Origin of the sequence: Moraxella sp. K02 (genome assembly GCF_041154755.1) — a bacterium.
Taxonomy (GTDB): domain Bacteria; phylum Pseudomonadota; class Gammaproteobacteria; order Pseudomonadales; family Moraxellaceae; genus Faucicola.
Map to the genome: position 1 here is coordinate 25,430 of NZ_AP031591.1, position 26,199 is coordinate 51,628.

Consider the following 26,199-nt stretch of genomic DNA (forward strand, 5'->3'; position numbering starts at 1 on the left):
TGGCTTTATCATGAAATAAATAGAATAAAAAAGCGCCGAATTGGCGCTGATTTACAAACTCACGAAAAACAATTATTTTAACTATCAGCGTGAGCGCTTAGCTCATAGCTTTGACTACGCCCAGACGCTGCAGATTTAATCAGTATGCCCTTATCGACCAAATCATTAATATCTCTTAGTGCTGTATCTGACGATGTTTTGGTCATCATTGCCCATTTTTTGGTGGTCAATTTACCAAAAAAATCCCCCCACATTCGATTAATCATCATCACTTGGCGTTCATTAAACGTTGTATGGCGATGCGTATGCCAAAATTGGGCTTTATCAACCGTCCTTTGGGTACGAGTGAGTGCCATCGTTAAAGCCTGTTCGAGCGTTTGTAAAAACCATACCAACCAATCTGTTGTTGACGTTAAGCCTTTTTGGGTCGACTCCAAAATCGTATAATAGTCTGACCGAGTTGCTAAGATTTGAGCAGACATACTATAAAAACGTCTGGCACTACCATCACTCTTGGCAAGCATACGCTCGGTAATCGCCCGAGTTAAACGCCCATTGCCATCTTCAAAAGGGTGCAGGGTCACAAACCATAAATGTGCAATACCGGCTTTTAAGGTTAAATCTAAATCAGGTTGCTCCTCATTATACCAAGCAATAAATTTAGCCAACTCATCTGGCAATCGTTGTGCTGGTGGTGCTTCAAAATGCACTTTAGTGCGACCATAACCTCCTGATACCACTTGCATGGCACCTGTACGATCATCTCGAAGTCTGCCCGCCTGTATTTTATATAGCCCACTAAAACCCGTGGGAAATAACGCCCGATGCCAAGCAAAGATTTCATCAAGCGTCAGTGGTTGGTCAAAATAAAAACTGGCTCTTAACATCATCTCTACAATAGCATCGATTTCTCGAGTGGGTGTTACCAGGGTATCCGGGTCGTATAGGTGTTCAATACCTAAATGCCGAGCAACCGATGAGCGTACCTGCTCATTATTGAGTATCTCCCCTTCTATCTCAGACGTTTTAATCACTTCAAGCGTCACAGCGTCCAATTGGGCTTCAAGCGGCAACTCAAAGCCCAGGCTTTGCATTTGTCCCAAAAGTTTACCTTGTAATAGACGCACATTGGCCACCAATGGTAACAACTGATTATTATCAATTTGCCAATCGGTCCAGTTGGGATATTCGTGAATGTATTTTTTATATAGCATTTATAGAGAATAATAAAAAGTAGATGCGGTAATTATAGCAAACAATTACCGCAAAATATGCGGAGAATATCTATTTTATATTAGTTGATTTTTGTTTATTCATTAGATTCCAACAACCAATCCACAATATAAATTAGTGGAATACCGTCAATTTGGCGACGCTCATCATACTTTCCTGTAATAACTATCTTTTTATGATTATCTCGAATATGTAATAAATTATCCGTTTCATGGGTATTCTCTGGGATTTGATAAGTCACTTGCACATACAGCAATTCATCTGCCCTGCGAGCCACAAAATCAATTTCCTTACTGTCTAAACGACCCACATCCAGTGTATAGCCCCGTCTTAATAGCTCCAAAAATACAATATTTTCCAACCGATTGGCATAATTTGCCGCTTTTTTACCAATTGCATGACGTCTTAAGCCATTGTCCACGATAAAATATTTTGCATTGGTTTTAAGATAGCCCTTACCTCGAATATCATATTGCTGCACCTTATAGAACAAAAACGCATTTTCTAATAACTCAAGATATTTACTAATGGTATGATTCGAGGTTGGCACTCGCTCACTGGTCAATGTGTTACTGATTTTGCTTGGATTAACTAACTGCCCGACATTATCAGCTAAAAATAAAATGACGCTTTTTAAAATATGGGTATCTTTCACCCCTGCCCGATGCGCAATATCATTGAGCACAATCGAATCAAAAATTCCTGATAAGATGGTATCCTTCAAAGGCTCATCTGCCATAACAACACTGGGAAACCCGCCGTATTGTTCATACTCAAGATAATATTTATCAACCAACCTAGAATCCACAGGTACTTGCTTAGCTAACAGATACTCTCTAAAGGACAAGGGATAAATGTTAATCGCCACATAGCGACCGCTTAATAAAGTCGCCAATTCCCCAGAGAGTAAATTCGCATTAGAGCCTGTAATCACAATATCGCTATTAAAGCTAACTCGGACCGCATTAATAATTTTTTGCCATCCGTCTACAAATTGGATTTCATCAAATAACAAATAGACCTTATTTTCACTGCCTTTAAGTTTCTCATTCATTAATTGGCTAAAATCATCTGCATTTTTGACCCACTGGTACTCAAAACTCTCAAAATTCAGGTAAATAATATTTTCTGCACTGATTTTTTGAGACAGCAAATAATCTCGATATTGCATCAATAAAACAGATTTACCAGAACGGCGCACCCCGGTTATCACTTTTATAAAATCTGAATCTTTAAATTGAATCAGTTGCTGTAAATAATTTTCTCGAGAAATCATCAACTATCCCATTTAGTATTTTATTTCCAATTTTAGCAAAATTAACAAATAATGGAAATGAATTTCCAATTAATGATATAAATTCTAATTAATGGAAAATAAAAGCATTTTTTTATAAAAATATACATTATTTGAATCGTATTTCATTTTATTCAATATTTACGCGTTTTTTTTAGATGAATAATAAATTTACTGTCTAAAATTAAATCCATAAATAAATGTTATAGATTTTCTTTAAATATTAATTCAACAAAAACACCTGTTATTGTTGAATTAATTAGGTGTAACAATTTTGATTGTTTTTACCCCAGTTTTATTCAATAATACTGTCTATTATTTATTTCAATGAAAACCTATCAATGATATTAGGGTAGTCAATTATTTTTGTGTTTTATTGTAATTTATGTATTGACAATAATATTTTTATTCTAAATTCTAATTGATGATTTTTAGATATTACCTTGTATATTTGGATAACTTTTAGTTATGTTTATATGGGGAGTTAAAATTAGTCGATATTTTTCAAAGGGTGGGTATTTGTTGACTATTTCGTTACTGCGTCGCTGGCTATTTTTTTAGGAGGGTATTTTGACGGTTCAGGTAATTGGTTATGCTCGGGTGTCAACCAAGGAGCAAGATTTGTCTTTGCAGCTTGATGCTTTGAGTAAATATGGCTGTGATCGAATTTTTACCGATAAGATAAGTAGTGTAAAAGAACGCCAAGGGTTAACAGATGCGTTAGGGTATTTACGTGAAGGTGATACCTTGGTGGTTTGGAAGCTCGATCGGTTGTGTCGTTCGCTACCCGATTTGATTAAAATCAGTGAGCAAATTCGGACGGCGGGTGCACAGCTTGTGAGTATTACCGAGAGTATTGATACGAGTACGCCTGCAGGACGCTTGTATTTTAATATTTTGGGAGCACTGGGTCAGATGGAGCGCGAGCTGATTCAAGAGCGGGTAAAGGCGGGTCTTGCGGCAGCGCGTCGCCGTGGTAAAGTCCCGGGTAAGCCTAGGGTGAGTGAGGAGAAGTTGGAACTGGCTCGTCGGGAGTTGTCTTCTGGACGGACTTATCCTGAGGTGGCAAGAATTCTAGGGGTGCATCCGCAGACGTTGTATCGGCTGGTGCCGGTGAAAAGTCTTAATATGGCTGGGATAGGGAGTTGATAGGGGTTCAGCAAAGAATTTGGACATTATCTCGCTTCATCTAGGCACGCAGTTGCGGGGATGGTCGGGGTCTTACCTTTTTAATAGAAATCATTAAGATTAACATCACCTAATCAATATGAAATTTTTAGCTTAGGCTAATTCTCTTCAATGTAGTCTTCCCTATCAAATACGACAGTATGCGTTTGTTTGTTAAATTCTATCCTTATCTGATGAATGATATGGCTGGCTGTTTGAAACAATAACGCAATAGGGCTGATGTCACCGACGTCAAAACTGGACAATACGTCGTTATCAACAAATGCTTTTTCGATTAGTGCAAGGTTCACCCGCTCGTCAACGAGTTTGTCAATTAAGAATGTTGCATTGCCTGTTTCTATCCAGTAGTTTTTATAGATCCTTAAGGGGTCTTTTAAAAATTGAATAGTCCTACTTTATAATTGGGCAAGCAAAGCTGTTTACTCGTCAACAGCTTTGCTTTGACTTCAAAGAAGATACCTATCCTAGCTACCCAACACCCTTCTTTTTGTAACTAGCGCTATTTCAGGTAGGAAGAACGATAACAACGTTAAAATTCGCTAGTTTTCTGCAGCGCTTAGTTTAGTGTTGGCATTGAAAACTGCTGAGCTTCGCGAACACTGGCACTTGGCCAACGCTGGGTAATCGTTTTGCGGCGGGTAAAGAAACGCACACCGTCGGGACCATACATAAACAAGTCACCAAATAATGAACGCTTCCAACCACCGAAGCTTTGATACGCCACTGGCACAGGCAATGGAATATTCACCCCGACCATCCCTACTTGGATATTGTCAGTAAAATAGCGAGCTGCTTCGCCATCGCGAGTATAAATACAGGTACCATTGCCATATTCATGTTCATTGATGAGTCTCATCGCCTCATCCATGGTCTGTACTCGCATCACTTGTAAGACAGGGCCAAAGATTTCTGCCTGATAACTGCTCATCTCTTTCGTCACATTATCAATCAAGGTTGCACCGACAAAAAAGCCGTTTTCATAGCCTGCTGGCATCGTACGTGAGCCATCAACCAATACCGACGCACCTTGTTCTGAGGCGCTTTTGATATGCCCTAGTACTTTTTGTTTGTGTTCATGAGTAATCACGGGCCCAAAGTCATTGGCTTTGTCTGAATGTACCCCGATTTTTAGCTGCTGCATCGCATTTTTTAGTGCCGCAATCATTTTATCGGCAATCTCATCACCTACTGCTACCGCCACTGACAGCGCCATACAGCGTTCACCCGATGAGCCAAACGCTGCCCCTAGCAGTGAATTCACCACGTTGTCTAAGTCGGCATCGGGCATCACAATCGCATGGTTTTTGGCACCGCCCAATGCCTGACAACGTTTGCCATTAGCTGCAGCAGTTTTATAAATATACTCAGCGATAGGGGTAGAGCCGACAAAGCTTACTGCTTGGATGTCTTTATGAGTCAAGATCGCATCGACAGCGTCTTTGCCACCATTGACCACATTTAATACACCATCGGGTAAGCCTGCTTCTTTTAACAATTGGGCAATGTATAGCGACGCACTAGGATCTCTTTCAGACGGTTTTAATACGAAGGTGTTGCCACATACAATCGCCATGGGGAACATCCAGAGCGGTACCATCACTGGAAAGTTAAAGGGGGTGATGCCTGCGACAACACCTAATGGATGAAATTCACTCCATGAGTCGATGTCAGGTCCGACATTGCGGCTGTGTTCACCCTTTAACAGCTCGGGTGCCCCACATGCATATTCCACATTCTCAATACCACGTTGTAATTCACCTGCCGCATCATGCACGATTTTACCGTGTTCTTCACCGATTAGACGACAGATTTCGTCAGCATGGCGTTCAAGTAGTTCTTTAAATTTAAACATAATCCGAGCCCGTTTTAGGGGCGGCGTTTTACGCCAATCAGGAAAGGCGGCTTTAGCAGCAGCGACTGCGTCATCAATGGTTTTGGCACCGCCGATGGCAACCTGTTTGCTGACTTCGCCAGTCGATGGGTTATAAACCGGCTGCGTTGGGCTGTCATCTACGATGAGCTCGCCGTTTATAAAGTGTCCGATGGTTTGCATAAGTAATCCTCTTTGGATAAATAGCTAATTTAGATAAATAGGGTAAGATGAAATAGTGTCAGTGGTTAATTAGTCCCAAAGTTTACGATACAGCGATAGCATTTGTGTCGCATCTGGAACGCGAGGGTTGTTATTGGGCGAGCCAGAGCCAAATGCTTGCTCGCACATGGTATCAAGCACCCCATCAAAATATTGGCGATCGACGCCAAAAGACTGTAAGGTGGGCACTTCAAACTCTTGATTAATTGCTTTTAAAAATTCAATCAATTTTTGGTTGGCGGTGTCAACACTGTCATCGGCTGCGGTGATACCCAATGCGTGAGCACAATCGGCATAGCGCTCTGGGGCATTAGGAATCGAAAACTCGGTAATAGTAGGTAGTAGCATGGCATTGGATAGCCCATGCGGTACATGGAAAAATGCCCCAATCGGACGACTCATACCATGTACCAGTGCCACCGATGAGTTACAAAAGGCAATACCCGCCAAGGTCGAGCCAAGCATCATCTCCTCACGGGCGGCTTGGTTGCTACCATCATGATAAGCAGTTTGCAGACTTGAGCCAATGAGACGCAACGCGGCTAACGCTTGCTGGTCGCTATAAACATTACGTTTTTGGCTGACATAGGCTTCGATGGCATGGGTCATCGCATCAATCCCCGTATCTGCAGTCGTACGCGGTGGCACACTCATGGTAAAGCTATAATCAATCACCGCCGCAATCGGCATAAAACCTGTACCGACACATAGCAGTTTTTCATTTTTTTGCTCATCAGTAATGATGGTAAATTTGGTTGCCTCCGCCCCTGTACCTGCAGTGGTAGGTATCGCGATTATTGGCAAGCCTGCTTCATTGACTTGACGAGGAAACTTATAATCGCGTATCTCACCGCCAAACTTACCCAAGATGGCAATGGCTTTAGCACTGTCGATGGGGCTGCCACCACCTAGGGCAATCACGCAATCATACGCTTGCTGTTGTATTTTTTTGATACCCATCTCAATCGACTTATCAGTCGGCTCTGGCACGGTATCCGAAAAGACATCCGAGGCGATGCCATTCTCTTGTAATACGGCTTGGACCTTGGCGACATAGCCTAATTGCACCATCATGTTATCGGTGATAATCAGGGGTTTTTTGACGTTCAGTTTTTCAAGTATCGAAGGTAAGCTTTTGTAGGACTCATAGCCTACTTCCATGATTCGGGGTAAAAGTATAGTGCTAGACATCGTTCATATTCCTTTATGTGTGAAGGTGAAGTTATAAAGAGCCAAATAGGGTGCCCAAAGTGATAACAACCACGAGTGCGATTACCGGAATGACTACAGCAACCATAAAAATATCTTTATAGGATTCTTTATGCGTCAGCTGACAGATGGCCAACAAGGTAATCACCGCCCCATTATGCGGCAATGCATCCAAACCGCCAGAAGCGATTGATGCCACGCGATGCATCAACTCTGGGTTGATACCAAATTGGTGAGCCAACTGTAAGTAAGTCTCACCCATCGTGTTTAACGCAATACTCATACCACCTGAGGCCGATCCGGTAATACCTGCCATCACGTTAATAAAAATTGCCTCTGAGATAAGTGGATTACCCGGTGATAAACCCAATAAAAACTCTTTAAGAATCACAAAACCAGTTAATGTCGCAATCACTGAACCATATCCAACCTCGGAGGCGGTGTTAAATATTGGAAGTAACGAGCCAAATGCGCCACTACTCAAAGACTCTTTTAGGTCTTTCCAGCGTTGCCAATTTAAAGTAATGAGTGCCAAGCAAGAGACCACTAGAGCAATCACGATTGACCAAATACCTAGCACTTTGCTTAAAGGCATATTGCCAAATTTCTCGGTGGCTAAGTAGCTGCTATCCAAACTTGGCAGCCACCATTTCGTACACAAAAAATTGATCAGAATAACCAGAATAATGGGTATCAATGCAACCCAAATGGATGGCACATTGTGCTGCTCTAAAACGGGTAACTTCTCTTGGTGGTTACCATAGCCTTCACCACTTATGCTTGCCAGTTTTGCCTGCCGATTCATCCAAATCATGCCACCAATCAACATAATGATGCCGCCTAACGTGCCTAGTACAGGTGCTGCGAAGGCATCTGTTTTGAAAAAAGGCATTGGAATGGCATTTTGGATCGCGGGTGTTCCAGGTAGTGCAGTCATCGTAAAAGTTAAAGCACCCAACGCAATCGCGCCTGGAATTAGCCGCTTAGGTATATTTAATTTACGAAATAACTGTGCTGCAATCGGATAGACAGCGAAACCTACTACGAATAACGATACCCCGCCATAAGTCAAAATGGCACATGCTAAGACGATTGCTAGCATCGCTTGCTTGCTTCCTAGCTTCGCTACTAAATACTCTGCAATACTTAAGGCTGAACCTGAATCATCCATCAGTTTGCCAAAGACCGCACCAAGTAAGAACAAGGGGAAAAAACTTACAATATACCCACCCAAGCCTTTCATGAATATCTGGGTATAAATTCCTAACATCGTACTGGATTCGCCACTTAGCACAACAGCTAACATAGCTAGAATCGGTGCTAATAAAATAACGCTATGTCCTCTATATGCCAAATACATTAAGAGAGACAAAGACAATAATATGCCTAGTAAGCTAATCATACACATTCCTTGTGCAAGTAATAAAAATATATAATGGGAATTATATTCTCATTATATAAATTATCATAGATTTTTTTAGTGTACAAGCGATGATTGAATAAATTCGTGCTGTTTTACCCTATCTTGTTGACATCAAAGGCAGAGGCGTATATTTTTCGCAGCTAAGATAGTTATTCTTTGGTAAAAGAGACGGTATGACAACAGAAAAAAAGAAAGGCTCCAGCGTTGAACGCGTGCTACATATTATTGAGCTTGTAGCCAATTCCCAGATTCCATTAAGTATTGCAGATTTGGCACAAGCCTTAGATATCCCTTTATCAAGCGCTCATCGGCTCGTCGGACAACTGGAAAGTACCGGATTTTTGCAATTTGACATCCAAGGCAGAATTATCTGTGGTCAGCGTACCCACAGTTTTGCAATGAATTTATGGCAGACTGGTCATTACAAAGCCGAGCGGCTGTCTGTTTTGCAAAAATTATCGGATCAAATTGATGAAACAGTAGGCATTGCGATTATGCAAGACTTAGAAGTGGTGTATGTAGATCGGGTCTTGTCAAATTGGCCGTTACAGATTTATTTACCCGCTGGGACACATGTGCCCATTTGGGCAAGTGCCAGCGGTAAGCTGTTATTAGCCCAGTTGCCTGACAATGAATGCCACAGAATTATCAATCGCATGACTATACATGCATTGACCAAAAGCACCTTGGTGGATAAGCATATATTACTAGATAAAATTGATAGTATTCGGCACTCACAAGTGGGGACCGACAATGAAGAGTTTATACCAGGCATGGTCGCCTGTGCAGTACCTATCCCCAATGGTGATAATCCTGTTTTTGCAACGGTGTTTACTCATGGTCCCACAATCCGTAAATCCTTAGATGAGCTACTTAGCTATGTGCCACAGATGCAGGAAGCTGCCTTAGCATTGCAGCAGATTTTTCAAAGGCAAAGTATGTAAATTACTTTCAGATGATTGATGAGGTAAATATCTGAAAAAAAAATGTAAAATATTCGAACGCTGCTATCAATTGTCAATAATGAAGAAAAACACTTGATAGATTTGAGTTGATGGAGGTTATCGTGTGAGAAGTTCGCTTACTCAGTCAAAACCATTTCAGGGGAAACTTGATGACTTCTACAAGTTTGAAGTTATTCCAAAAATTTGAGTGGTCGAATATTCTTTTGCTTGGCTTAATATCGGTAATTTATTCTTAATAATTTTCTCTTCGTTTACGAATATATATATTTAATCTTGTTAGCATATTTATCTGAAAATCGTTACTTATTTTACTCAAATCAAGATTATTATAGTGTCCACATGTGGACACATTTTTAATTATAAAGCATTATATTTTATAATGCTTTTTTCATTTTTTCACTTTATAATATTCATAATTCAAATATGTCCACATGTGGACACTTATGGCAGAGTAAAAAATTATGAATAAATCAGCGAGAGTCATTACTATTGCAAACCATAAAGGAGGTTGTGGCAAGACCGCCACAACTGTTCATCTATCAGCAGAACTCGCTAAGCTTGGTATGAAGGTTTTAGTTATCGACTTAGACCCTCAAGAAAATGCCAGTACTCACATTGGTTTAAAACATCCAAGTGAAATAGATATTAGTATTCGAGATTTGATTATACCTAACTATGATAATCCTGTATCCAAAGATGACCTTATAGAAAAGTCAATTCATGACACTACGCATTTTGATGGCGTTTCATTAATTTACAGTTCTTTAAAACTAACAATCGATAAGGACAAAATTAGAGAAAGAGAACCTAGACCCATGGAAGTTCTCGTAGAGGTAATTGATAAATTAAAAAACCGATATGATGTTATTTTACTAGATACCCCACCTAGCTTAGAAATTTTAACTAGTAATGCTCTAGCTTGTTCGACAGACTACATCATCCCTATTTTTAGTGGCTCTCAATACGGCATGTATGGAGTAGTTGAATTGCAACGCTATATTGACAGTTTAAAGCGTATTAATCCAACTCTAAACCTATTAGGTGCTCTACTAGTTAGACACGATGAAAGACAATTAATGTGCCGCAATATTCGCGATGAGTTAGAAATTGCTCTAGGTAAAGTGATTCCAATTACTATTCCGAGTAGTGCAAAAATCGACCAAGCAGCAAAGCTACATCTGAGTATTAGTGATATCGATACTCAGTCATCAATCGCTAGACAATTTAGGGATTTGGCAAAATGGGTGGCAAAAGAAATAGGCTTTATCTCCGATGTGTCCACAAGTGGACAAAACAAGTAAATTTTAAAAATACCAATGGGGATTATTTATGAGCAAACTCGCAAAATTGTTGGCAGAAAAATCGGCACAAGATCAAGAAAAATTAAAAAACGACTATTTAGGTTCTAATAGTAGAGATATTTTTGTGACGGGCGCTAATACTTATGTCCAAATAGCACTCGAAAATATTAAACCTAATAAATTCCAACCAAGGATGGTTTTTGATGAGTTAGAACTTCAGAGCCTGGCTAACTCCATAAAAGAACTAGGCTTACTGCAGCCAATCATTGTAAGATCAAGCGGTGAAAGCAATCAGTACGAAATTATTTCAGGCGAAAGAAGATATCGTGCCTTTCAATTATTAGAAAAACCCTACATTGATTGTATAGTGATGGATGCCACTGACGAAAAAAATAGCTTATTAGCCTTGGCAGAAAATATTAACCGAGAAGATTTAACAGATTATGAAATCGCTAAATCCGTCATAGCTTTTAAAAATGGTTTTCCAAACAAATCCGAATATGCAAATACGCTAGGTATTTCACGCCAAGACCTATACCGATTATTATCTTTTGAGAAATTACCCCTAGAGATACAGCAACGTCTCGATAATTCTCCCACTTTATTAACTGCAAAAACTGCAGAACAGATAGGGCAATTTATTAAGAACAATGATATAGCTAGTGAAAAAATGGTAGAGATACTAAATGAGGTTCTAGATTTGGTACTAACAGAAGGTCTCAAACAAAACGGCATACTTAATGAAATCGAAATCAGAGTAAAAGGCAACAAAGGTAATAATATTAAAAACGGTAATCGTACCGTCAAAATATTTGCAATAGATGGCAAAAAAGTGGGGCAAATTAAGAAAAATCTCAATAAGACAACAATTGAATTTAGTAATGATATTTTAGATCAACATCAACAAGCGATTGAAAAATTCTTCGAAACTTTAATCTCTTCTTAAAATTCAAATTTTAATAAAAGGAGTTTTGGTTAGTAACTAGTAGACGAATTGACTCTTAACTAACAAAAACTCTTTTTATAAGTAATTAGTATTATTTAGTTTTGATTTCGATTACTAAAATCTATTAGCCTGTTCATCGTCTAAATACTCTTGCAAAGGACGTTTTATAAAGTCACCAGGATGAGTTATCAAACGTTTAGACATTTCCTCTATCCAAGAATTTGACGACTGGTTAGCAGGACTTTGTGGATTAACCATATTAGAATAATCGGATATGAATTTTTTGCTATGTGTAATTCTAGCAATCTGTTTATCACTTAAGTTTTCTATCAACAATGCTTTATTATCAATATTATTTTGCTTATTAACACTCTGCTTTTTAATTTCAAATTTAAAACAAAACCCTGTAATTGTTCTTCCGTCTTTTATCTGATCATACCCGACTAACAAGTCGCTATGTTCATTTATTTCTCCAACAGCTTTATCTAAAACATATTTTTTAAAATCACTCATGCCTTGATACTGCTTTGGTTCTATACCTAATTGTTTTCTAAAAATTTCCAACGGAAATTCGTCTGTTTTTCCATTACGCTTGTTTCTAAATTGCGTTATAAGTTCATATAACCTTACACTGTAAACACTTTTAAACTTAATAGTATTACTTAATAAGTATTTGGTAAAAAAATCGATTGCCCCATCAATTCTAGTAATACCTTCAACCACTGCCGGGGTGAAAACAATTTCAATACCTCCTCTGTTTTCAAGATATTCGACTTGGCTTAACCAATTACTTGACACAAGATTATTTCTTGGATTAATGAAACTAAAATAGCGTTTTAAAAGATGTATACTGGCTTCCTTAAGCCTTAGATAGCCGTTTTCAGTAGTTGTTTCAAATGCTTCTGCATATCGCTGAGCTGATATAAATAAAGGATCATTAGCATTAAGACCTTTACCGTTCTCACGTGCATCAATTATTGCTAATTGCATAATCCTAATCTCAGCAAGCGATAAATTTTGTAGCACCGTATTTAAATGATTGGTTTTTACAACTAAGTCAGCCATATCGATACACTCTTATTTTCTTAAAGAGAATAATAACTCTTTCCTTTTAAAGAGTAAATATACAGGCTCATTAAATTATAACTAAAACTCTTTTAATGGCTAACTAAAACTCTTTTAATGACTAACTAAAACTCTTTTAATGACTAACTAAAACTCTTTTAATTGGTAATAAGCCATTGATTTTAATGTAAAAAAAACTACCGTAAAGCTTGTAAAGCTAAAAAAACTAGTAAAACATATTGTCTAATTTTTTATCTATCTTTAGAACTAATTGAAATCTGCGAAATAAGGGTTATATTTATTCATTCAATGATAATAATTAGTATCTAAATCACGTATTAGCCATTTATGTCACTTTTTTACAAAACAGAGGGTGAGAAACACTCGATTTGAGGTTTAGATAAAGACTCATCACGAGAACGTATTGAGGCTGTAGTTAATTTATGATGGGGCACTATCGAAAACCTAAAGAAACGACTAAAACGCCGCAAGCGAACATGTTAAATGGCTAAATTAGCGATTTTATGATGACCTTGGCCAATTATATATAAATTTGATGACTTAAAACTAAATAACAGCGGATACGCAATCTCAAATCCATACCATCTTTAACCAATTAGATCAATATCACCCTTTTTGCTTTCATAACAAAAACACGGGCGGGTGGGGCAAAATGACTAAATTATTGAAATGGCATTTTGTTATATTTCTATAAACCTGATTATCTACATACTTATCTACACGAATAGACCTTCTAGTACAAGCGTATGAAAGGTCTATGGCATTCACCCATATGAGTGGATGGGGAGAGCTAATTTTACTAATACCCAAGTTGCAATTGTTTAAAGAACACACACTGAAATCTAATCGTTATTTTAGCCTAAGCAAGGCTATGCACACTTTGGGGTAGAACATAGCAATGCGCACCGAGCAGGAGCTGATGCGTTAGCCTGTGTGACGGTATGGCAGGGAATAATGGGAAGTCATCATTGGGATTATTGAATGGCGTATGATACTGAAATACAGCTATGTAGTAGGGAACAGAGCAACCTAATTAATAAGGTTGCTCTTTTTTATTGTGCTGGGATTCGTCGTCATCTACATACAAAATAATATCACCTGGTGCGCAATCTAAATACTTACATAATTTATCAATGGCATCGATATCAATTTTTATCACATCATTGTTATACAAACGATAAAGGGTCGAACGACTTATATCCAAATCTCTATCAATATCGGCAACTTTAAGTCCACGTTGTGCCAATAAAACAGGCAAATTTATCTTTATCACAATAAAATCCCTAAAAACGAAAATAAATACTTGATTTAGGAATAAAATAATATTAATATAGTTCCTAAATTAGGGAATAAATTTTATTTTTAGATATAAATTCCCAATTTCAACTATTATCCCATACTTGAGATAATTTTCCAATCGAACAACAAAAAATTCAAGGAGCACAAAAATGCACCTAAACCCCGTCATCCAACACCTCTATGACCAACTTGACCAAAGAAAAAACCGCCAACAGCAAATTAATAAGCTTACAAGCCAACTAATCAAAGAACAGCGGATACAACCAGGTGACAACCTTTACCTGTTTCTAGGACTCATCAAACGCTGCAACAACACCCAAGCCATTCAAACATGGATTTCAGAAATATTAGACGAAATAGACGTAAACGACGACCAAGAAAAATACCGACAGCTTGAACATAAATTTCTAAAACTTATGCCAGAAATAGCATAGAACAAGTCCCCTTAACAACCGCTAAAACCACAAGCCTAACCTAAAGAAAGGAAAATCATATGGGCTACAAATACCTTGCAAAAAACCACATCAGTGAACAACAAACCATCATTGTGCGTGACTACTTTGAAACCCCACTAGAGACTCACGGCAATCATTTAGATCACATCACACATATCTGTCAGTATTACAACATCAGTGCACCGTTACTTAGCAAAATGGTCAGCCACTTCAAAATCTATGACACCCAAACCCACTGTATGATTCATAGACATCATTTCAATATAATCGGAGACTATGAACAAAGAAATTCAACAAAGACTCGGATGGATTAAATTATTTGAAGACACGAATGATGCTGGTCTAGTTTGTCGTAGATGTGGTATTTCAAGACCAACGTTACGCAAATGGTGGAAGCGATACTCTGAACAAGGTATTGATGGTTTGGCAAGCCAAAGTAAGCGTCCGCTTAAATCACCTAATACCAAAGTTAATCAACACATTGAAGATTTATTATTACAAATGCGGTCTAGTAGAAATCTCGGAGCTAGACGTTTGCAAACGGAACTAATGAGGCTTCATCAAATATCCTTATCTTTGGCGACGATTCATAAAGTATTAACCAATCACCAAGTCAAACCGATTAAGAAATTTCGTCGTAAGGTAGATTACCTACGGTATGAACGCCCACTACCAGGAGATAGAGTCCAAATGGATACCTGTAAAATAGCATCTGGGCTTTATCAATACACCTCAATTGATGACTGTACTAGATATCGGGTACTTAGGCTCTATAACCGCCGTACTGCAGCCAATACACTGGATTTTTTAGATTGTGTGATTGAGGAAATGCCATTTCCCATTCAAAGAGTACAAACCGATCGTGGACTTGAATTCTTTGCTGAAAAGGTTCAGAAGAAAATGATGGAGTATGGCATCAAATTTAGACCCAATAAACGAGGGTCGCCACATCTCAATGGTAAAGTTGAGCGTTCTCAAAAGACTGATAAAACTGAATTCTATGCAACCGTAGATATCACGTCCGAAAACCTTCAGGACCAATTGGCTGAATGGCAGCATTACTATAATTGGGTAAGACCACATTCAGCTTTGAAGGGAAAAACACCCATGGAGAGGTATTTTGAATTAAGCGAGGAAACGCCTTTTTCTGATGAGGTGCAAAACCAATATAACCCATCAGATGAACGTATTCAAAATGCCAATTATAAAGTGGATTTAGAGATGGCCAAATTGAAACGATCTCTATGAATCATACATTTAAATTCGAGCCTTCAATTTACCAATCTCGCTTTCATCGCTTTGTTATTGAAAAGATTGTGAACAGGTTCTAAAAATTTTTATCGAATTGATCATGCCGAATTTAACATCACCCAATCACCCAATCGTATGGTTTAAAACTTTATCTTGTTTTTTATCAGTCGTGGTATGATCTTGTATTAAAAAACCTACTACCTTCATTACCACTGATATTATCTAATCCATTATCAACAAACCAACAAATTTAATCGCACACTTATATAACCCATTGACTGACCCATATCAATTATTAGTCTCGCCAACTACTAGTATCAAACATGGCTGCAAGTACAGGATTATCTCTGGCTTTAAGAGCTTTATCAAAGATATCTTCCTCTTTAACGGATGCCGCTTCACTTGCAGTAGCAGAATTAACTTTAGTATCGGGCATTGGCTTTATTGAAGTTGACGCAGGTGTTGAATTTGCAACATGTGATTGGATAGGTTGATTAGCCATCTGATTTGTTGAGACAGATGACGTTGATTGACTTGATTGACTTGTTTTATTATCTTCATCCCTCCAATTACTAATATCAAACAGGGCTTCAAGTTTAGGGTTTAGTTTTATAGCTTTATCGATCTTATCAAAGATATCTTCCTCTTTAACGGATGCCGTTTCACTTGCAGTAGCAGAATTAACTTTAGTATCAGGCATTGGCTTTATTGAAGTTGATGCGGGTGTTGAATTTGCAACATGTGATTGGGTAGATTGATTAGCCATTTGATTTGTTGAGACAGGTGACGTTGGACTGGCTTCATCATCGTCATCGCTCCAACTACTAATATCAAACATGGTTGCAAGTACAGGATTATTTCTGGCTTTAATAGCTTTATCAAAGATAGTTTCCTCTTTTAATAAAGGTTCATCAGCCATTTTGCCCACCTTAACATCAAGCACCTCTGGCTTGTCTTTACCTGCCATTGAACCAGCAACCGGTTGCACCGAAGGCGACGCGCTCTTTGATTGTAAAGCAGACGCATCAGATACCGACGTATCCACCTTATTATTTGGTGGTGGCGCTGACGATGATGTTGGTATCGAAGTTGAAACAATCGAATCAATCTGCTCAATTCTCGACACTGGCGTTTGATCAATTAACACATCAACTTTCGATGGTAGCGAAGACTGCGCCAACAACAACTCATCAAATGCCTCACTCAAACTTTTTTTAACAACCAACGCATCGACAGCTGACTGAGGTTTTAACAACGCATCTTCACGTTGCCACTGAGCTTTTAACCGATCCACAAAACAGCCCACAAACAAATCGAGCACCTCACGGTACTGTACCTTATGGTCCTCCACCTGCTGCACCACCACCTGACAACGCTTACGACTTTGAGAAGCACCTTTCACCGCATCAGACTGACTAAACTTCTTTAAATGCCCTGGATTAATATTAACGCCCAAACTCTTTAACACAAGCTTAGCACGATAACTATTAAACGCCCCATTAAAAATAGTCGGGCTATGCGGCAACTTAATAAACGCATCCACCACTCGATGAGACTTAAACGCATCGACATCATCAATCTGTAATACATCCATGAACTTAAACAAACACGACAAATCATTTAAACACTCAATAAAAAATAGCGCCGCCTCCGTCTTAGTAGTACGCATCTGATTAGCACGGGTTACCCCTTTACGAGGCACCGCATCATCTGTTGACATCATTTGTTATACTCCTTTTTAACACACCCTTAAACAGCGTTGACCAAATACGCTACTAACAATAAAATTAATAGCGATATTCACGTCACAGAAAACTAGATACTAACAAAACCAATAAAATATCAAAGACAGTGACTAAAAACTATCAGCAATCACACGAAATAGCATACCTATAAAAAGCCTAAACATTCAAATAAATTTAGTCATCGCTACCCACAATCATCAATCAGATAGCCAATCAACATAAAACTATATTAGCCATACCCTATAACCAATAGGCGATAATCGATTAACGATACTAATTAAAGACTGTTAATATCAAAAAACTAAAAAACTGGCTATCTATAAGAATGAAGCACTACTAACGATTAACATTTAAAGATTAGCAATGTCAAAGAATAAATATCAATAACATAATCATAGATATCTACAATCATTATAGAGCAACCAATAGAAAATAGTAAACTACTAGCGCCCTTATTTTATATACTAACATTTAATAAATTAGATATCAGCCATCAGAAAAATAGATAAAGACATTGGCTAAACTTGCATATCCACCATGAAAATGTGATATTAAGCCAGTATACACATAGTACCCTTTTTTAGCTACGCTAAAAATGGTACCATGTGAACTGGTTCAGGGGCGATGCCCCCGAAACCCCCGTTGCCCTGTTGTTGAGTTTAAGATAAGGCTGCGTGTGGTCATTTAGAAAGTTTAATAGGTTCAGTTAAAGGTGAGTGACGATGCCAAAAATTCTTGGAGATAAGCGTACCAAAGAGATCAAAATTCGTTTAACGGACAATGAGTTTGCTAAGCTGCAACAACGGCGCACTAAAAATTTAGCAGGTTGGCTTCGAGATTTAGCCCTGGGTGCCGTGCCTATTCGACAAGCCGATCCAGCATTGGTTCATCAGGTTGCTAGAATTGGTAGCAACTTAAATCAGATTGCTCGACATGCCAATACGGAAAAAAAATTGGATGCCAGTGTGTTGTCGGCATTAAATGACAGTAATCGGTTATTACAAGCATTGCTTGAGCAACATAAAAATTAAGGCAAGCGTTTTAGATTAAGCGGCTTAGCGTAAAGGTCTTAAAGTGAATGTCTTGGAGTGAAAGTTGATTTTTAAAATTTTTAATCGGGGTCGAAGTCGTGGTGAAGGGCCTATCAATTATTTGCTGGGTGAAAAATTTTTATCAGACGGCATCATTCGCGAGGGCGCAACGGTATTAAGTGGGGATGCTTATCTTAGCCAAGAACTCATTAACAGTAGTAACTTTGCCAAACGCTATACCGCTGGGGTGTTGTCATTTGAAGAGCGACCTGATCAAGTGACAGCGGAAGTTAAACAACAAATCATGCAAGACTTTGAGCGGGTTATGTTTCCAGGTATGCAACCGGATCGTTATTATATCCTTTGGGTTGAACATACCGATAAAGCACATCCTCAAACTAAAGCACCGAGGCTTGAGTTGAATTTTTTAATTGCGACCACCGAACTTTATACGGGTAAACGTTTACAGCCGTATTACCATGCACAAGATGCCAAGTATTTTCGTGCCTGGCAAACATTGGCCAATGCGCGATTTGAATTTACCGATCCTGATGACCCGGTTCATTTTCGTCACACCAATGTATTTGAGAGTAACCAAAGTCCCAAAAAAAACCATGCGAAAATTAAGACCCGTATTGCGACCTACCTTGAAAAAAAATTGGCAGCGGGGATGATTAATCATCGAGATGATGTGATTGCCGAGCTTGAACAAATGGAAGATGAGCAAATTAAGGTCACTCGGCGCTCAGAAAAATTTATCAGTGTGGTGAGTAAAGATAGTCAAAAACCGATTCGTTTAAAAGGCTTTTTGTTTGAAAAAGATTTTTCTTATCAAGACTATCTTCTACGGTTACAAAACAACCCTGATGATCACGCGCTGCATAAAAAGATAGAAACGATTGCATCCAAACAGCAACGGGTCGATCAAGCACGTGAGACATTTAATCATATTTATGCACATAAGCGCGAGCTTAATATAAAAAAATACCAGATACCAGCAGAGGAGTTAGCGTGGGTAGATCAGCATTATTGTCCGTATGATAGAGCTCACCATGACAATAATGGGATTAATCATCCGTTTAAAAATGATTTGGAAAATACGCGAGCTAATAAAATGGAAGCCACGGTTCAGGTTGATATGTCACCCAAGGCTACCGATACATTATCTTACGAACCCACGTTAGAAGAAATGGCATTAGCAAACGCTAAACGAAAAGCCAAACAAAAGGAAGAGGAAAAACTAAAATTGCAGCGTCAGTTAGAAGACGAGCGTTTGCAGGCGTATATGCAGCAGCAACAAGAACGTCAGCGACGACAAGCGGTGGAAGCAAGGCGCTTGATGCCGATTTATGGTGAGATAAAAAATGCCCTGCGTTATTGTTATTCTATTAATAAGTATGGTTATGAGTTAGGTTTAAAGCCGTTAAAAGATTTGATTGAGAACAATTTTATGAAGACGCTTGCGCAGCGAGAAAGTGATTTCTTCGATACGGTGCGGTTAAGTGTTGGCCGCTTCGCCAGTACCTTTCATGTGACCCGCGACGGACGGGTGGGGGTAGACTTTAGTCTTTATAGCAATATTAACCAATTCAAGTATTTTTATAGTAGCGATTTATTTGAGATAAAAGCGGATAGGTTATATGTTAAACAGACAGATACCTATTATGAGTTGTCTAAATTTAAGCGTGAAGAAAGGGCGCTAATAGAGGAGAGTATCGCAAACAGCCAACAAAATAAATTGGCTGTGTGGTCTAACCCTGAGGGTCTTGAGGATGCGTTAATTACTTATCAGGCAGATTTAAAAACACTGCCAGGTCATAATTTGGATCATGATAGATTCGATAAAAAAGATACAAGTGACTCACGTTTAGATAATGATACTTACTTAACCTGAATTCGACATAAGAAAGGATAAAAAAAGAAGTCCAACATGCTAAAGTAAGTTCACCACAAACACCTTTAACCAGGACTTCTTACATGGACAATCTTGTAGAACTTTACTGCCACATCGACGACTTTTGCAAAGCCTACACAGCCGAGCAACAGCAGAAAATGCTAAAACTAAAGAACAACAGCAGTAAAAAGCGACGCAACAAACCATGCAAAATAAGTTTAGCAGAAATCATCACCATCTTGGTACTATTTCATCAAATACGCTATCGAGAATTTAAAGCCTTTTACTATGGCTATGTCTGTCAATGGCTAAAAAATGCCTTTCCAAGACTACCAAGTTACAACAGAATGGTAGAGCTGATGGAAAAAGCCGTATATCCCATGTGTGACTACCTACAATTCTTAATGCAAGGCAACTGCACAGGGATTAGCTACATCGACTCAACCAGCCTAGCAGTTTGTGATAACCACCGTATCAAGCGCAACAAAGTCTTTGCCGATACAGCAGGACGAGGAAAAAGCAGTATGGGCTGGTTCTTTGGCTTTAAATTACACGCCATCATCAACCACCGAGGTGAACTCGTGAATCTTACCGTGACAGCGGGCAATGTTGATGACAGAAAGCCTGTCAAACAACTGTGCGAAAACCAAGTCTTTGGTAAACTGTTTGGCGATAAAGGCTACATTGATAAAAAGCTGACCGCTTGGCTAGACGAAAACTTGGATGTTGAACTGATTACCAACGTCAAAAAGAATATGAAAGCTAAAGACATTGCTTGGTTAGATAAGCGATTGCTTAAACGCCGTTTCTTGATTGAGACGGTGTTTGATGAGTTAAAGAATATTTGCCATATCGAGCATTCAAGGCATCGTAGCCATGTTGGGTTTATGAGTAATTTGGTGGCAGGGCTGATTGCTTATTGCCATGAGCCCAAGAAGCCGACACTTAAAAATGTGCTGATTGAACCTTTCGTCGCTAAGATTGCTTGTTAATTCAAAGCCTTAGAGTATGGCTTATGTCGAACTGGGGTTACTTAAGTCCGAGATGGGATGATGAGGGACCGGGTTTCTAAATAGGGTCTCATTCAAGAATAGGGATAATGAAACTTACCCTGTGTTTAATTGAGTGTTTGGCTGAAACAATGTTTGCCTTACTAATAATTATATATGACCATTAAGTGGGTGGGGGAAACTCGTCTTCTTGAAATAATGTTACCACAGAAACTTGTAGCGCTTCACTGATTTGATAAATTTTAGTTAGGGTAAGGTTGAATTCACCGCGTTCAATTTTCCCCATATAACTACGATCAATCTGGGCCAAGAGTGCAAGCTTCTCTTGAGAGATGCCTTTTTGCTTTCGAATGGTACGAATACGTTTACCAAATGCCACAATCTGCGGATGTTTACTAGTCACAAATGTCATCTCAAAAGTTGACATTTTTAACAACAGGTGTCTATAATTCCACGGCATATATACCGTATTTAAGGTATGCTGAATTAAATTTAGGGTTAGGAGTTATTGATGTCATTAAAGTTAGTCTTAAGTGTCTTGGCAAGTGCATGTATTACGGTTGCTTGCCAAAATAAACAGCCGGAGCAAACTAGCAATACCACAGCGGCAAGCGCCAATCTTGAGACACCCGATCCTAAATTCTCAGCCGCGGTAGCACAAACGACAGCCTCGCAGACGTTAACAAACCAACCCGCTTTGTCAGTTACATCAGCAAAGACGTTAGATTTAAGCCATGTACATGATATTAATCAAGATAGTGACTTAAGCTACCTAACTCCCTTATTTATCGCCCAAACCCCTCGGCAAATGATGGAGGAAGAAAAGCTAAGTCTCATATCTACAGAGTATGACAATGAAGCTGATACGTTTAAAAAACGTGAATTAGCCGTACAGCTGTTGCCAAAGGTGAGTCAACAGATTAAAACGTACCAAGGTACCTATCTTGCTAAAGTACCCATTATTAACGATCAAAAAATAGCTGATCAGTTTTTAAAACAACAAAATGACAAAAATTTATCGCCATTGTCGGTCAATGTGTTTGGTATTGATACAACAAGACCTTATGACTTTACCACTAAGACATTTGCCATGTCATGTGAGATGGATAAATTTCTTAGCCATGGTAAATATGGGGGGCTAGGGCCATTCTTCGGTAATAAACAGTCTATTCAATTGGATTTTCTACGGCATATTAATGACTCGACCCAATATATCGTGGCACCACCCCAAGAAAAATGTGAGTTGTTGGTTGACGATGAAGCCGTGGCTAAAAAAATTGAAGCAGCTCGTATCAATAATACATTGGGCGGCAGAGGTGAGCTATACGTACAAATTACCGCTGATGAAAATCAGTTAAAAGCCAAGCCGCTACAAGCTACCGTTTCCTATCTTGATACGCAGACGAATGAAACATTGGCTACCAAAACCTTTCATTGGTAGAAAATAAAGGGGACATTATGAAACTGAGCAATATGATTTTAATAGGCGCTGTAGTATCAGCATTGACAGGCTGCCAAGATCAGCCAAGAAGCAGCGAGTATTATCGGGCGAATCTTGAACAAGCTCAAAAAGACGAGCAAAAATGCCAACAAATGCGAGCATCCGGCAAGGAGCCAAATGCGGTATTAGCAAAAAATTGTCGCATTGCTCATGATATATTATTACGTCGGGCGAATGCAGGTGTAGCAGCGGCTATTAAAAATAGCTAATATCTGCCTAAAGGATAGCACAGAATTCAGAGAAAATAAGGCAGCAGGTCCATTTACTTGCTGCTAAATATTTGAGATTTAATCATTTTAACGAACATTAATTAGCGGGGTATTTATGTGATGATTTTAAGTTTTTAATTATCATATAAAATTATCAGTGGCTGAGTTTATTATTTTAATTTCTAAAAAATCGTTTAACATAGATTTTGGTTCAAATTCTGTGTTGACCGATTAAAAGTATATATCGGCAATCGTGATAGTAAGGTTGTGGTAGCAACTGTTATGATTGCCTTTGATTACTAGGTGGATGTTGCAGTCTAGCAAAATATATGACAATCCCTTGATGAAAAACAGGGTTTAGATGAATATAGCTATAAAGAATTTGGCTACCGTTTAAACAAGATTATCTAACAATAGGTTGGGCATCTTAAAAATCCAATGTTAGAACAAATTAAAGAATGTTGAGGCAGTAAGGTAAGCCTTAGAACAGCGTAAGGGAAATCAACATGAAACAGCAACCGAAAATTATAGTACCGAACAATAACAAATATACTCGACATCTCAAATTAACCGAGAAACAAGAACAAGAATTGATCGCTTACAATAAAGCAGGGGCAGAGTACTTTAAGAAAGCATTTCAACATCGAGCTAAAAAGCCAGCCACGTAATAGGCTAAACGCTCATGCAAGTGCTAAGCATTTACATCCCTTGATAGGATGCGTTTGAATTTGAATATTTAACATAATCAAAGTTGGGAGTAGTAAAAAACTTATGCTCAGTATAGTTTGTGACTTTTTTATGGATAATAAGTTATTACAGAAGGGTGGCTAAACGACTATTTCTTTAAAAGATGGATTTAGAAAAATTTTAAATGTAGAAACCCAAAACTATGTTTGGGTTTCTAATAAGAGATAAAATAATCAACAAAAATTATATTATACGATTTTACAAGCCTCCTCAAAAGCCAATCTTGGCAAGCGTGAATACTGTTTCTCTTTTTCACCGTAGCCTATATTAATTAATAGATTAGATTTCCACTGAGTACCTGCTAGGAAGGTGGCATCAACCACATTGATTTGAAAGCCAGACATCGGGCCTGTATCGAGTCCCAAGCTACGACAAGCCATAATCAAATAAGCCGCTTGCATCGAGCTGTTACGAAAGGCGGTCTCTTTTGCCATCTCGGGGCTAGAGGTAAACCATGATTTAGCATCGGTATGGGGGAATAGTTGAGGGAGTTTTTCGTAAAAAGATTCATCATAGGCGACAATCACAGTGACAGGGGCATTCATGGTTTTTTCAACATTCCCTGAAGACAGAGCAGGTTTTAATCTTTCTTTGGCTTCGGCAGATTTGACAAAGACAAAGCGAGCGGGCGAACAATTAGCCGATGTTGGACAGAGCTTTACCAAGTCATAAAGTTGTTGCAATATCTCATCTGAAACTGGTTTGTCTTGCCAATGGTTGAATGTTCTAGCTTGATGAAATAATTGATTTAAACTTTCATCGCTAAGACTTTGATTATATACAGACATTTTTTTATCCTTTTTCTATTTAGTTAGGTTAAAAGTTAACTAGATTAAAAATTTTAAAATCGTTTGATTCATCATTGTTGGTTGAGTGACGGTGCTAGCATGACCACCTGTCGCCATCAGGTTAAATTTGGCATGGGGCATATTTTGAGTCAGTGATAGGCCCCGTTGCCAAGGCACTAAGGTGTCATCGGCATTGCTTATCACTAAAGTTGGATGATTGACGGTTGCTGCGGTTGTTTTGGGTTGGTAGGCTTTTAAGGAGTTTAAGCGAGCCAGAACATTGGGTATGGGTGCGAATTTTACAATGGCTTGATTTTCTTGTTCGGTTAAAATTTGGGCATTTTCTGAAATCCACTGCGGTGGGTATAAAAAAATGGCTTGGGCCTTAACATATGCCTCAATACCTGTATGCTCAAGTAAACTTTGACGTAAATTAAAACGTTTTAGGGTATAAAAATCGAGTTCATCCCAAGGATTGAGCAGAACCAATTTTTCTAATAATTGAGGCGCTTGGGCTGCGACCTCTAATCCAATAAAAGCACCGAGTGCATGACCGACAAAATGACAACTGGATAAATTGTTACACTTTAAAATGTCAACAAGTTCAGTCGCTAAATCTTTGAGCTGATAGTTAGAAGACAATAACTCGCTATCTTGCTGCACGCCTTGTTGGTCATAACATAACACCTGAAAATGTTGGGTAAAAAAGTCAATTTGCGGTTGCCAAAAATTCGCATGACCGCCTAAACCAGAGCTAAAAACCAGCGTTTTTGTAATAGATTTATCGTTACAGGGAAAAATTTCTACTGTCATACATTCTTGCCTTTGTCCATTTTTAATGCCTAATCAACTAAAAATGAACTATTCAAGAATCATACCAATACTAACGTGGGTGAAAACACCTTTGCTAAGGGATTAAACTATCAACCAATAATTGAAAGCTGGTTTGTTTTGCCTCAGCGGTAAATTTTTTATTGGATAAAGTCTTACCCACGACGGCGTCAGTCTGCACAGCAAAATCCGCATAATGCTGGGTTACCGCCCAAATATGAAAAATAAGATGATAGGGAGAGACGGCTTTTAGTTTCCCTTGTTCTATCCATGTCTCGATGACCTGAACCTTTTGCTTAACCAGTTTTTTAAGTGGTCCTTTTAATACGTTCATCAAATGCGGGGCTCCCTGCATAATTTCTAGGGCATATAGCCTTGAAGATTCGGGGTTATTTTTGGATAGCTCATATTTGACGGCAATATAATTTTTCAAAGCCTCTTTTGGCTCTGCTTTGGTTTCCAGTCCAGCAAGTGGCGTTAACCATTCTGTCAACACATCTTCTAAAACGACAACATATAAATCTTCTTTATTATCAAAATAATACAATAAATTAGACTTTGACATATTGGCTTTTTTGGCAATCGTTTCAATGCGGGCTCCATTAAGCCCCAATTGAGAAAATTCGACCAAGGCAGCTTGCAAAATCTCTTTGCGTTTGAGGCTTGTTTTATCAGTTTCTGGATTGATTGCGTTTTTCATA

The 26,199-nt window shown here is 38.6% G+C and carries 25 protein-coding genes; 12 read left to right on the forward strand and 13 right to left on the reverse strand.

Annotation, left to right across the window (positions count from 1 at the left end):
* Positions 1–77 precede the first annotated feature (77 nt).
* Both ACAM39_RS11530 and ACAM39_RS11535 read right to left on the reverse strand, forming a co-directional pair.
* The gene (locus tag ACAM39_RS11530; protein WP_369628644.1) at positions 78–1,214 is read right to left on the reverse strand and encodes a Fic family protein; all 1,137 of its coding nucleotides are present in this window, start codon (positions 1,212–1,214) and stop codon (positions 78–80) included.
* Between the two features lie 95 nt (positions 1,215–1,309).
* Positions 1,310–2,509: an ATP-binding protein gene (locus ACAM39_RS11535; RefSeq protein ID WP_369628645.1), complete on the reverse strand. Its 1,200-nt coding sequence runs from the start codon at positions 2,507–2,509 to the stop codon at positions 1,310–1,312.
* Between the two features lie 588 nt (positions 2,510–3,097).
* Here ACAM39_RS11535 and ACAM39_RS11540 point away from each other — a divergent pair.
* Positions 3,098–3,676 (forward strand): recombinase family protein, encoded by a 579-nt coding sequence (locus ACAM39_RS11540; RefSeq protein ID WP_369628646.1) that lies wholly within the window; start codon positions 3,098–3,100, stop codon positions 3,674–3,676.
* 137 nt (positions 3,677–3,813) lie between these two features.
* Here ACAM39_RS11540 and ACAM39_RS11545 read toward each other — a convergent pair whose 3' ends face one another.
* The 4 genes from ACAM39_RS11545 to ACAM39_RS11560 all read right to left on the reverse strand — a co-directional run bounded on the left by ACAM39_RS11545 (position 3,814) and on the right by ACAM39_RS11560 (position 8,418).
* Positions 3,814–4,005 carry a hypothetical protein gene (locus tag ACAM39_RS11545; protein WP_369628647.1) on the reverse strand — a complete coding sequence of 64 codons (192 nt, stop codon included), beginning with the start codon at positions 4,003–4,005 and terminating at the stop codon, positions 3,814–3,816.
* A 266-nt stretch (positions 4,006–4,271) separates the two neighbouring features.
* Entirely contained in the window at positions 4,272–5,768 is a 1,497-nt protein-coding gene (locus ACAM39_RS11550; RefSeq protein ID WP_369628648.1) for a CoA-acylating methylmalonate-semialdehyde dehydrogenase, read from the reverse strand.
* Between the two features lie 69 nt (positions 5,769–5,837).
* On the reverse strand, positions 5,838–6,998 hold the full coding sequence (locus tag ACAM39_RS11555) for an iron-containing alcohol dehydrogenase (protein WP_369628649.1): 1,161 nt from the start codon (positions 6,996–6,998) through the stop codon (positions 5,838–5,840).
* A gap of 31 nt (positions 6,999–7,029) precedes the next feature.
* Positions 7,030–8,418, reverse strand: a complete 1,389-nt coding sequence (locus ACAM39_RS11560; RefSeq protein ID WP_095356865.1) for a GntP family permease — start codon at positions 8,416–8,418, stop codon at positions 7,030–7,032.
* A 194-nt stretch (positions 8,419–8,612) separates the two neighbouring features.
* Between ACAM39_RS11560 and ACAM39_RS11565 the strand changes: the two genes are divergently transcribed.
* From ACAM39_RS11565 to ACAM39_RS11575, 3 genes are all read left to right on the forward strand, one after another.
* Positions 8,613–9,383, forward strand: coding sequence for an IclR family transcriptional regulator (locus tag ACAM39_RS11565; protein ID WP_101965246.1), 771 nt, complete (start codon positions 8,613–8,615; stop codon positions 9,381–9,383).
* A gap of 482 nt (positions 9,384–9,865) precedes the next feature.
* Complete coding sequence (locus tag ACAM39_RS11570) at positions 9,866–10,705, forward strand: ParA family protein (protein WP_095356867.1); 840 nt, start codon at positions 9,866–9,868, stop codon at positions 10,703–10,705.
* Positions 10,706–10,733: 28 nt separating this feature from the next.
* Positions 10,734–11,651 (forward strand): ParB/RepB/Spo0J family partition protein, encoded by a 918-nt coding sequence (locus tag ACAM39_RS11575; RefSeq protein WP_101965244.1) that lies wholly within the window; start codon positions 10,734–10,736, stop codon positions 11,649–11,651.
* A 114-nt stretch (positions 11,652–11,765) separates the two neighbouring features.
* Here ACAM39_RS11575 and repM read toward each other — a convergent pair whose 3' ends face one another.
* Both repM and ACAM39_RS11585 read right to left on the reverse strand, forming a co-directional pair.
* Positions 11,766–12,716, reverse strand: a complete 951-nt coding sequence (repM, locus tag ACAM39_RS11580; protein ID WP_282850601.1) for a replication initiation protein RepM — start codon at positions 12,714–12,716, stop codon at positions 11,766–11,768.
* Between the two features lie 1,054 nt (positions 12,717–13,770).
* The gene (locus ACAM39_RS11585; RefSeq protein ID WP_040403339.1) at positions 13,771–14,010 is read right to left on the reverse strand and encodes a helix-turn-helix domain-containing protein; all 240 of its coding nucleotides are present in this window, start codon (positions 14,008–14,010) and stop codon (positions 13,771–13,773) included.
* Between the two features lie 175 nt (positions 14,011–14,185).
* On the opposite strand from ACAM39_RS11585, the gene ACAM39_RS11590 reads away from it, so the two are divergent.
* A complete protein-coding gene (locus tag ACAM39_RS11590; RefSeq protein WP_369628616.1) occupies positions 14,186–14,470 on the forward strand; it encodes a hypothetical protein in 285 nt (94 codons plus the stop codon).
* A 297-nt stretch (positions 14,471–14,767) separates the two neighbouring features.
* Positions 14,768–15,739, forward strand: a complete 972-nt coding sequence (locus ACAM39_RS11595) for an IS481 family transposase (protein WP_369628617.1) — start codon at positions 14,768–14,770, stop codon at positions 15,737–15,739.
* 298 nt (positions 15,740–16,037) lie between these two features.
* Here ACAM39_RS11595 and ACAM39_RS11600 read toward each other — a convergent pair whose 3' ends face one another.
* On the reverse strand, positions 16,038–17,465 hold the full coding sequence (locus ACAM39_RS11600; RefSeq protein WP_369628618.1) for a hypothetical protein: 1,428 nt from the start codon (positions 17,463–17,465) through the stop codon (positions 16,038–16,040).
* A gap of 744 nt (positions 17,466–18,209) precedes the next feature.
* On the opposite strand from ACAM39_RS11600, the gene ACAM39_RS11605 reads away from it, so the two are divergent.
* From ACAM39_RS11605 to ACAM39_RS11615, 3 genes are all read left to right on the forward strand, one after another.
* Positions 18,210–18,518, forward strand: coding sequence for a plasmid mobilization protein (locus ACAM39_RS11605; RefSeq protein ID WP_060995158.1), 309 nt, complete (start codon positions 18,210–18,212; stop codon positions 18,516–18,518).
* A gap of 64 nt (positions 18,519–18,582) precedes the next feature.
* Complete coding sequence (locus tag ACAM39_RS11610) at positions 18,583–20,412, forward strand: relaxase family protein (protein ID WP_369628619.1); 1,830 nt, start codon at positions 18,583–18,585, stop codon at positions 20,410–20,412.
* An 83-nt stretch (positions 20,413–20,495) separates the two neighbouring features.
* Complete coding sequence (locus ACAM39_RS11615; protein ID WP_369627236.1) at positions 20,496–21,404, forward strand: IS982 family transposase; 909 nt, start codon at positions 20,496–20,498, stop codon at positions 21,402–21,404.
* A 181-nt stretch (positions 21,405–21,585) separates the two neighbouring features.
* Here the strand turns inward: ACAM39_RS11615 and ACAM39_RS11620 are convergent, their stop codons facing one another.
* Positions 21,586–21,834 (reverse strand): helix-turn-helix domain-containing protein, encoded by a 249-nt coding sequence (locus ACAM39_RS11620; RefSeq protein ID WP_040404038.1) that lies wholly within the window; start codon positions 21,832–21,834, stop codon positions 21,586–21,588.
* A 99-nt stretch (positions 21,835–21,933) separates the two neighbouring features.
* Between ACAM39_RS11620 and ACAM39_RS11625 the strand changes: the two genes are divergently transcribed.
* The 3 genes from ACAM39_RS11625 to ACAM39_RS11635 all read left to right on the forward strand — a co-directional run bounded on the left by ACAM39_RS11625 (position 21,934) and on the right by ACAM39_RS11635 (position 23,800).
* Positions 21,934–22,863, forward strand: coding sequence for a hypothetical protein (locus ACAM39_RS11625; RefSeq protein WP_060995156.1), 930 nt, complete (start codon positions 21,934–21,936; stop codon positions 22,861–22,863).
* 17 nt (positions 22,864–22,880) lie between these two features.
* The gene (locus tag ACAM39_RS11630; protein ID WP_203172784.1) at positions 22,881–23,132 is read left to right on the forward strand and encodes an EexN family lipoprotein; all 252 of its coding nucleotides are present in this window, start codon (positions 22,881–22,883) and stop codon (positions 23,130–23,132) included.
* Positions 23,133–23,638: 506 nt separating this feature from the next.
* Entirely contained in the window at positions 23,639–23,800 is a 162-nt protein-coding gene (locus tag ACAM39_RS11635; RefSeq protein ID WP_188875971.1) for a hypothetical protein, read from the forward strand.
* A gap of 267 nt (positions 23,801–24,067) precedes the next feature.
* Here ACAM39_RS11635 and ACAM39_RS11640 read toward each other — a convergent pair whose 3' ends face one another.
* The 3 genes from ACAM39_RS11640 to ACAM39_RS11650 form a co-directional block, all read right to left on the reverse strand.
* Complete coding sequence (locus tag ACAM39_RS11640) at positions 24,068–24,667, reverse strand: malonic semialdehyde reductase (protein ID WP_062335091.1); 600 nt, start codon at positions 24,665–24,667, stop codon at positions 24,068–24,070.
* 39 nt (positions 24,668–24,706) lie between these two features.
* Positions 24,707–25,480, reverse strand: coding sequence for a pyrimidine utilization protein D (gene rutD / locus ACAM39_RS11645; protein WP_369628620.1), 774 nt, complete (start codon positions 25,478–25,480; stop codon positions 24,707–24,709).
* Positions 25,481–25,574: 94 nt separating this feature from the next.
* Positions 25,575–26,198, reverse strand: coding sequence for a TetR family transcriptional regulator C-terminal domain-containing protein (locus tag ACAM39_RS11650; RefSeq protein WP_369628621.1), 624 nt, complete (start codon positions 26,196–26,198; stop codon positions 25,575–25,577).
* Position 26,199 lies beyond the last annotated feature (1 nt).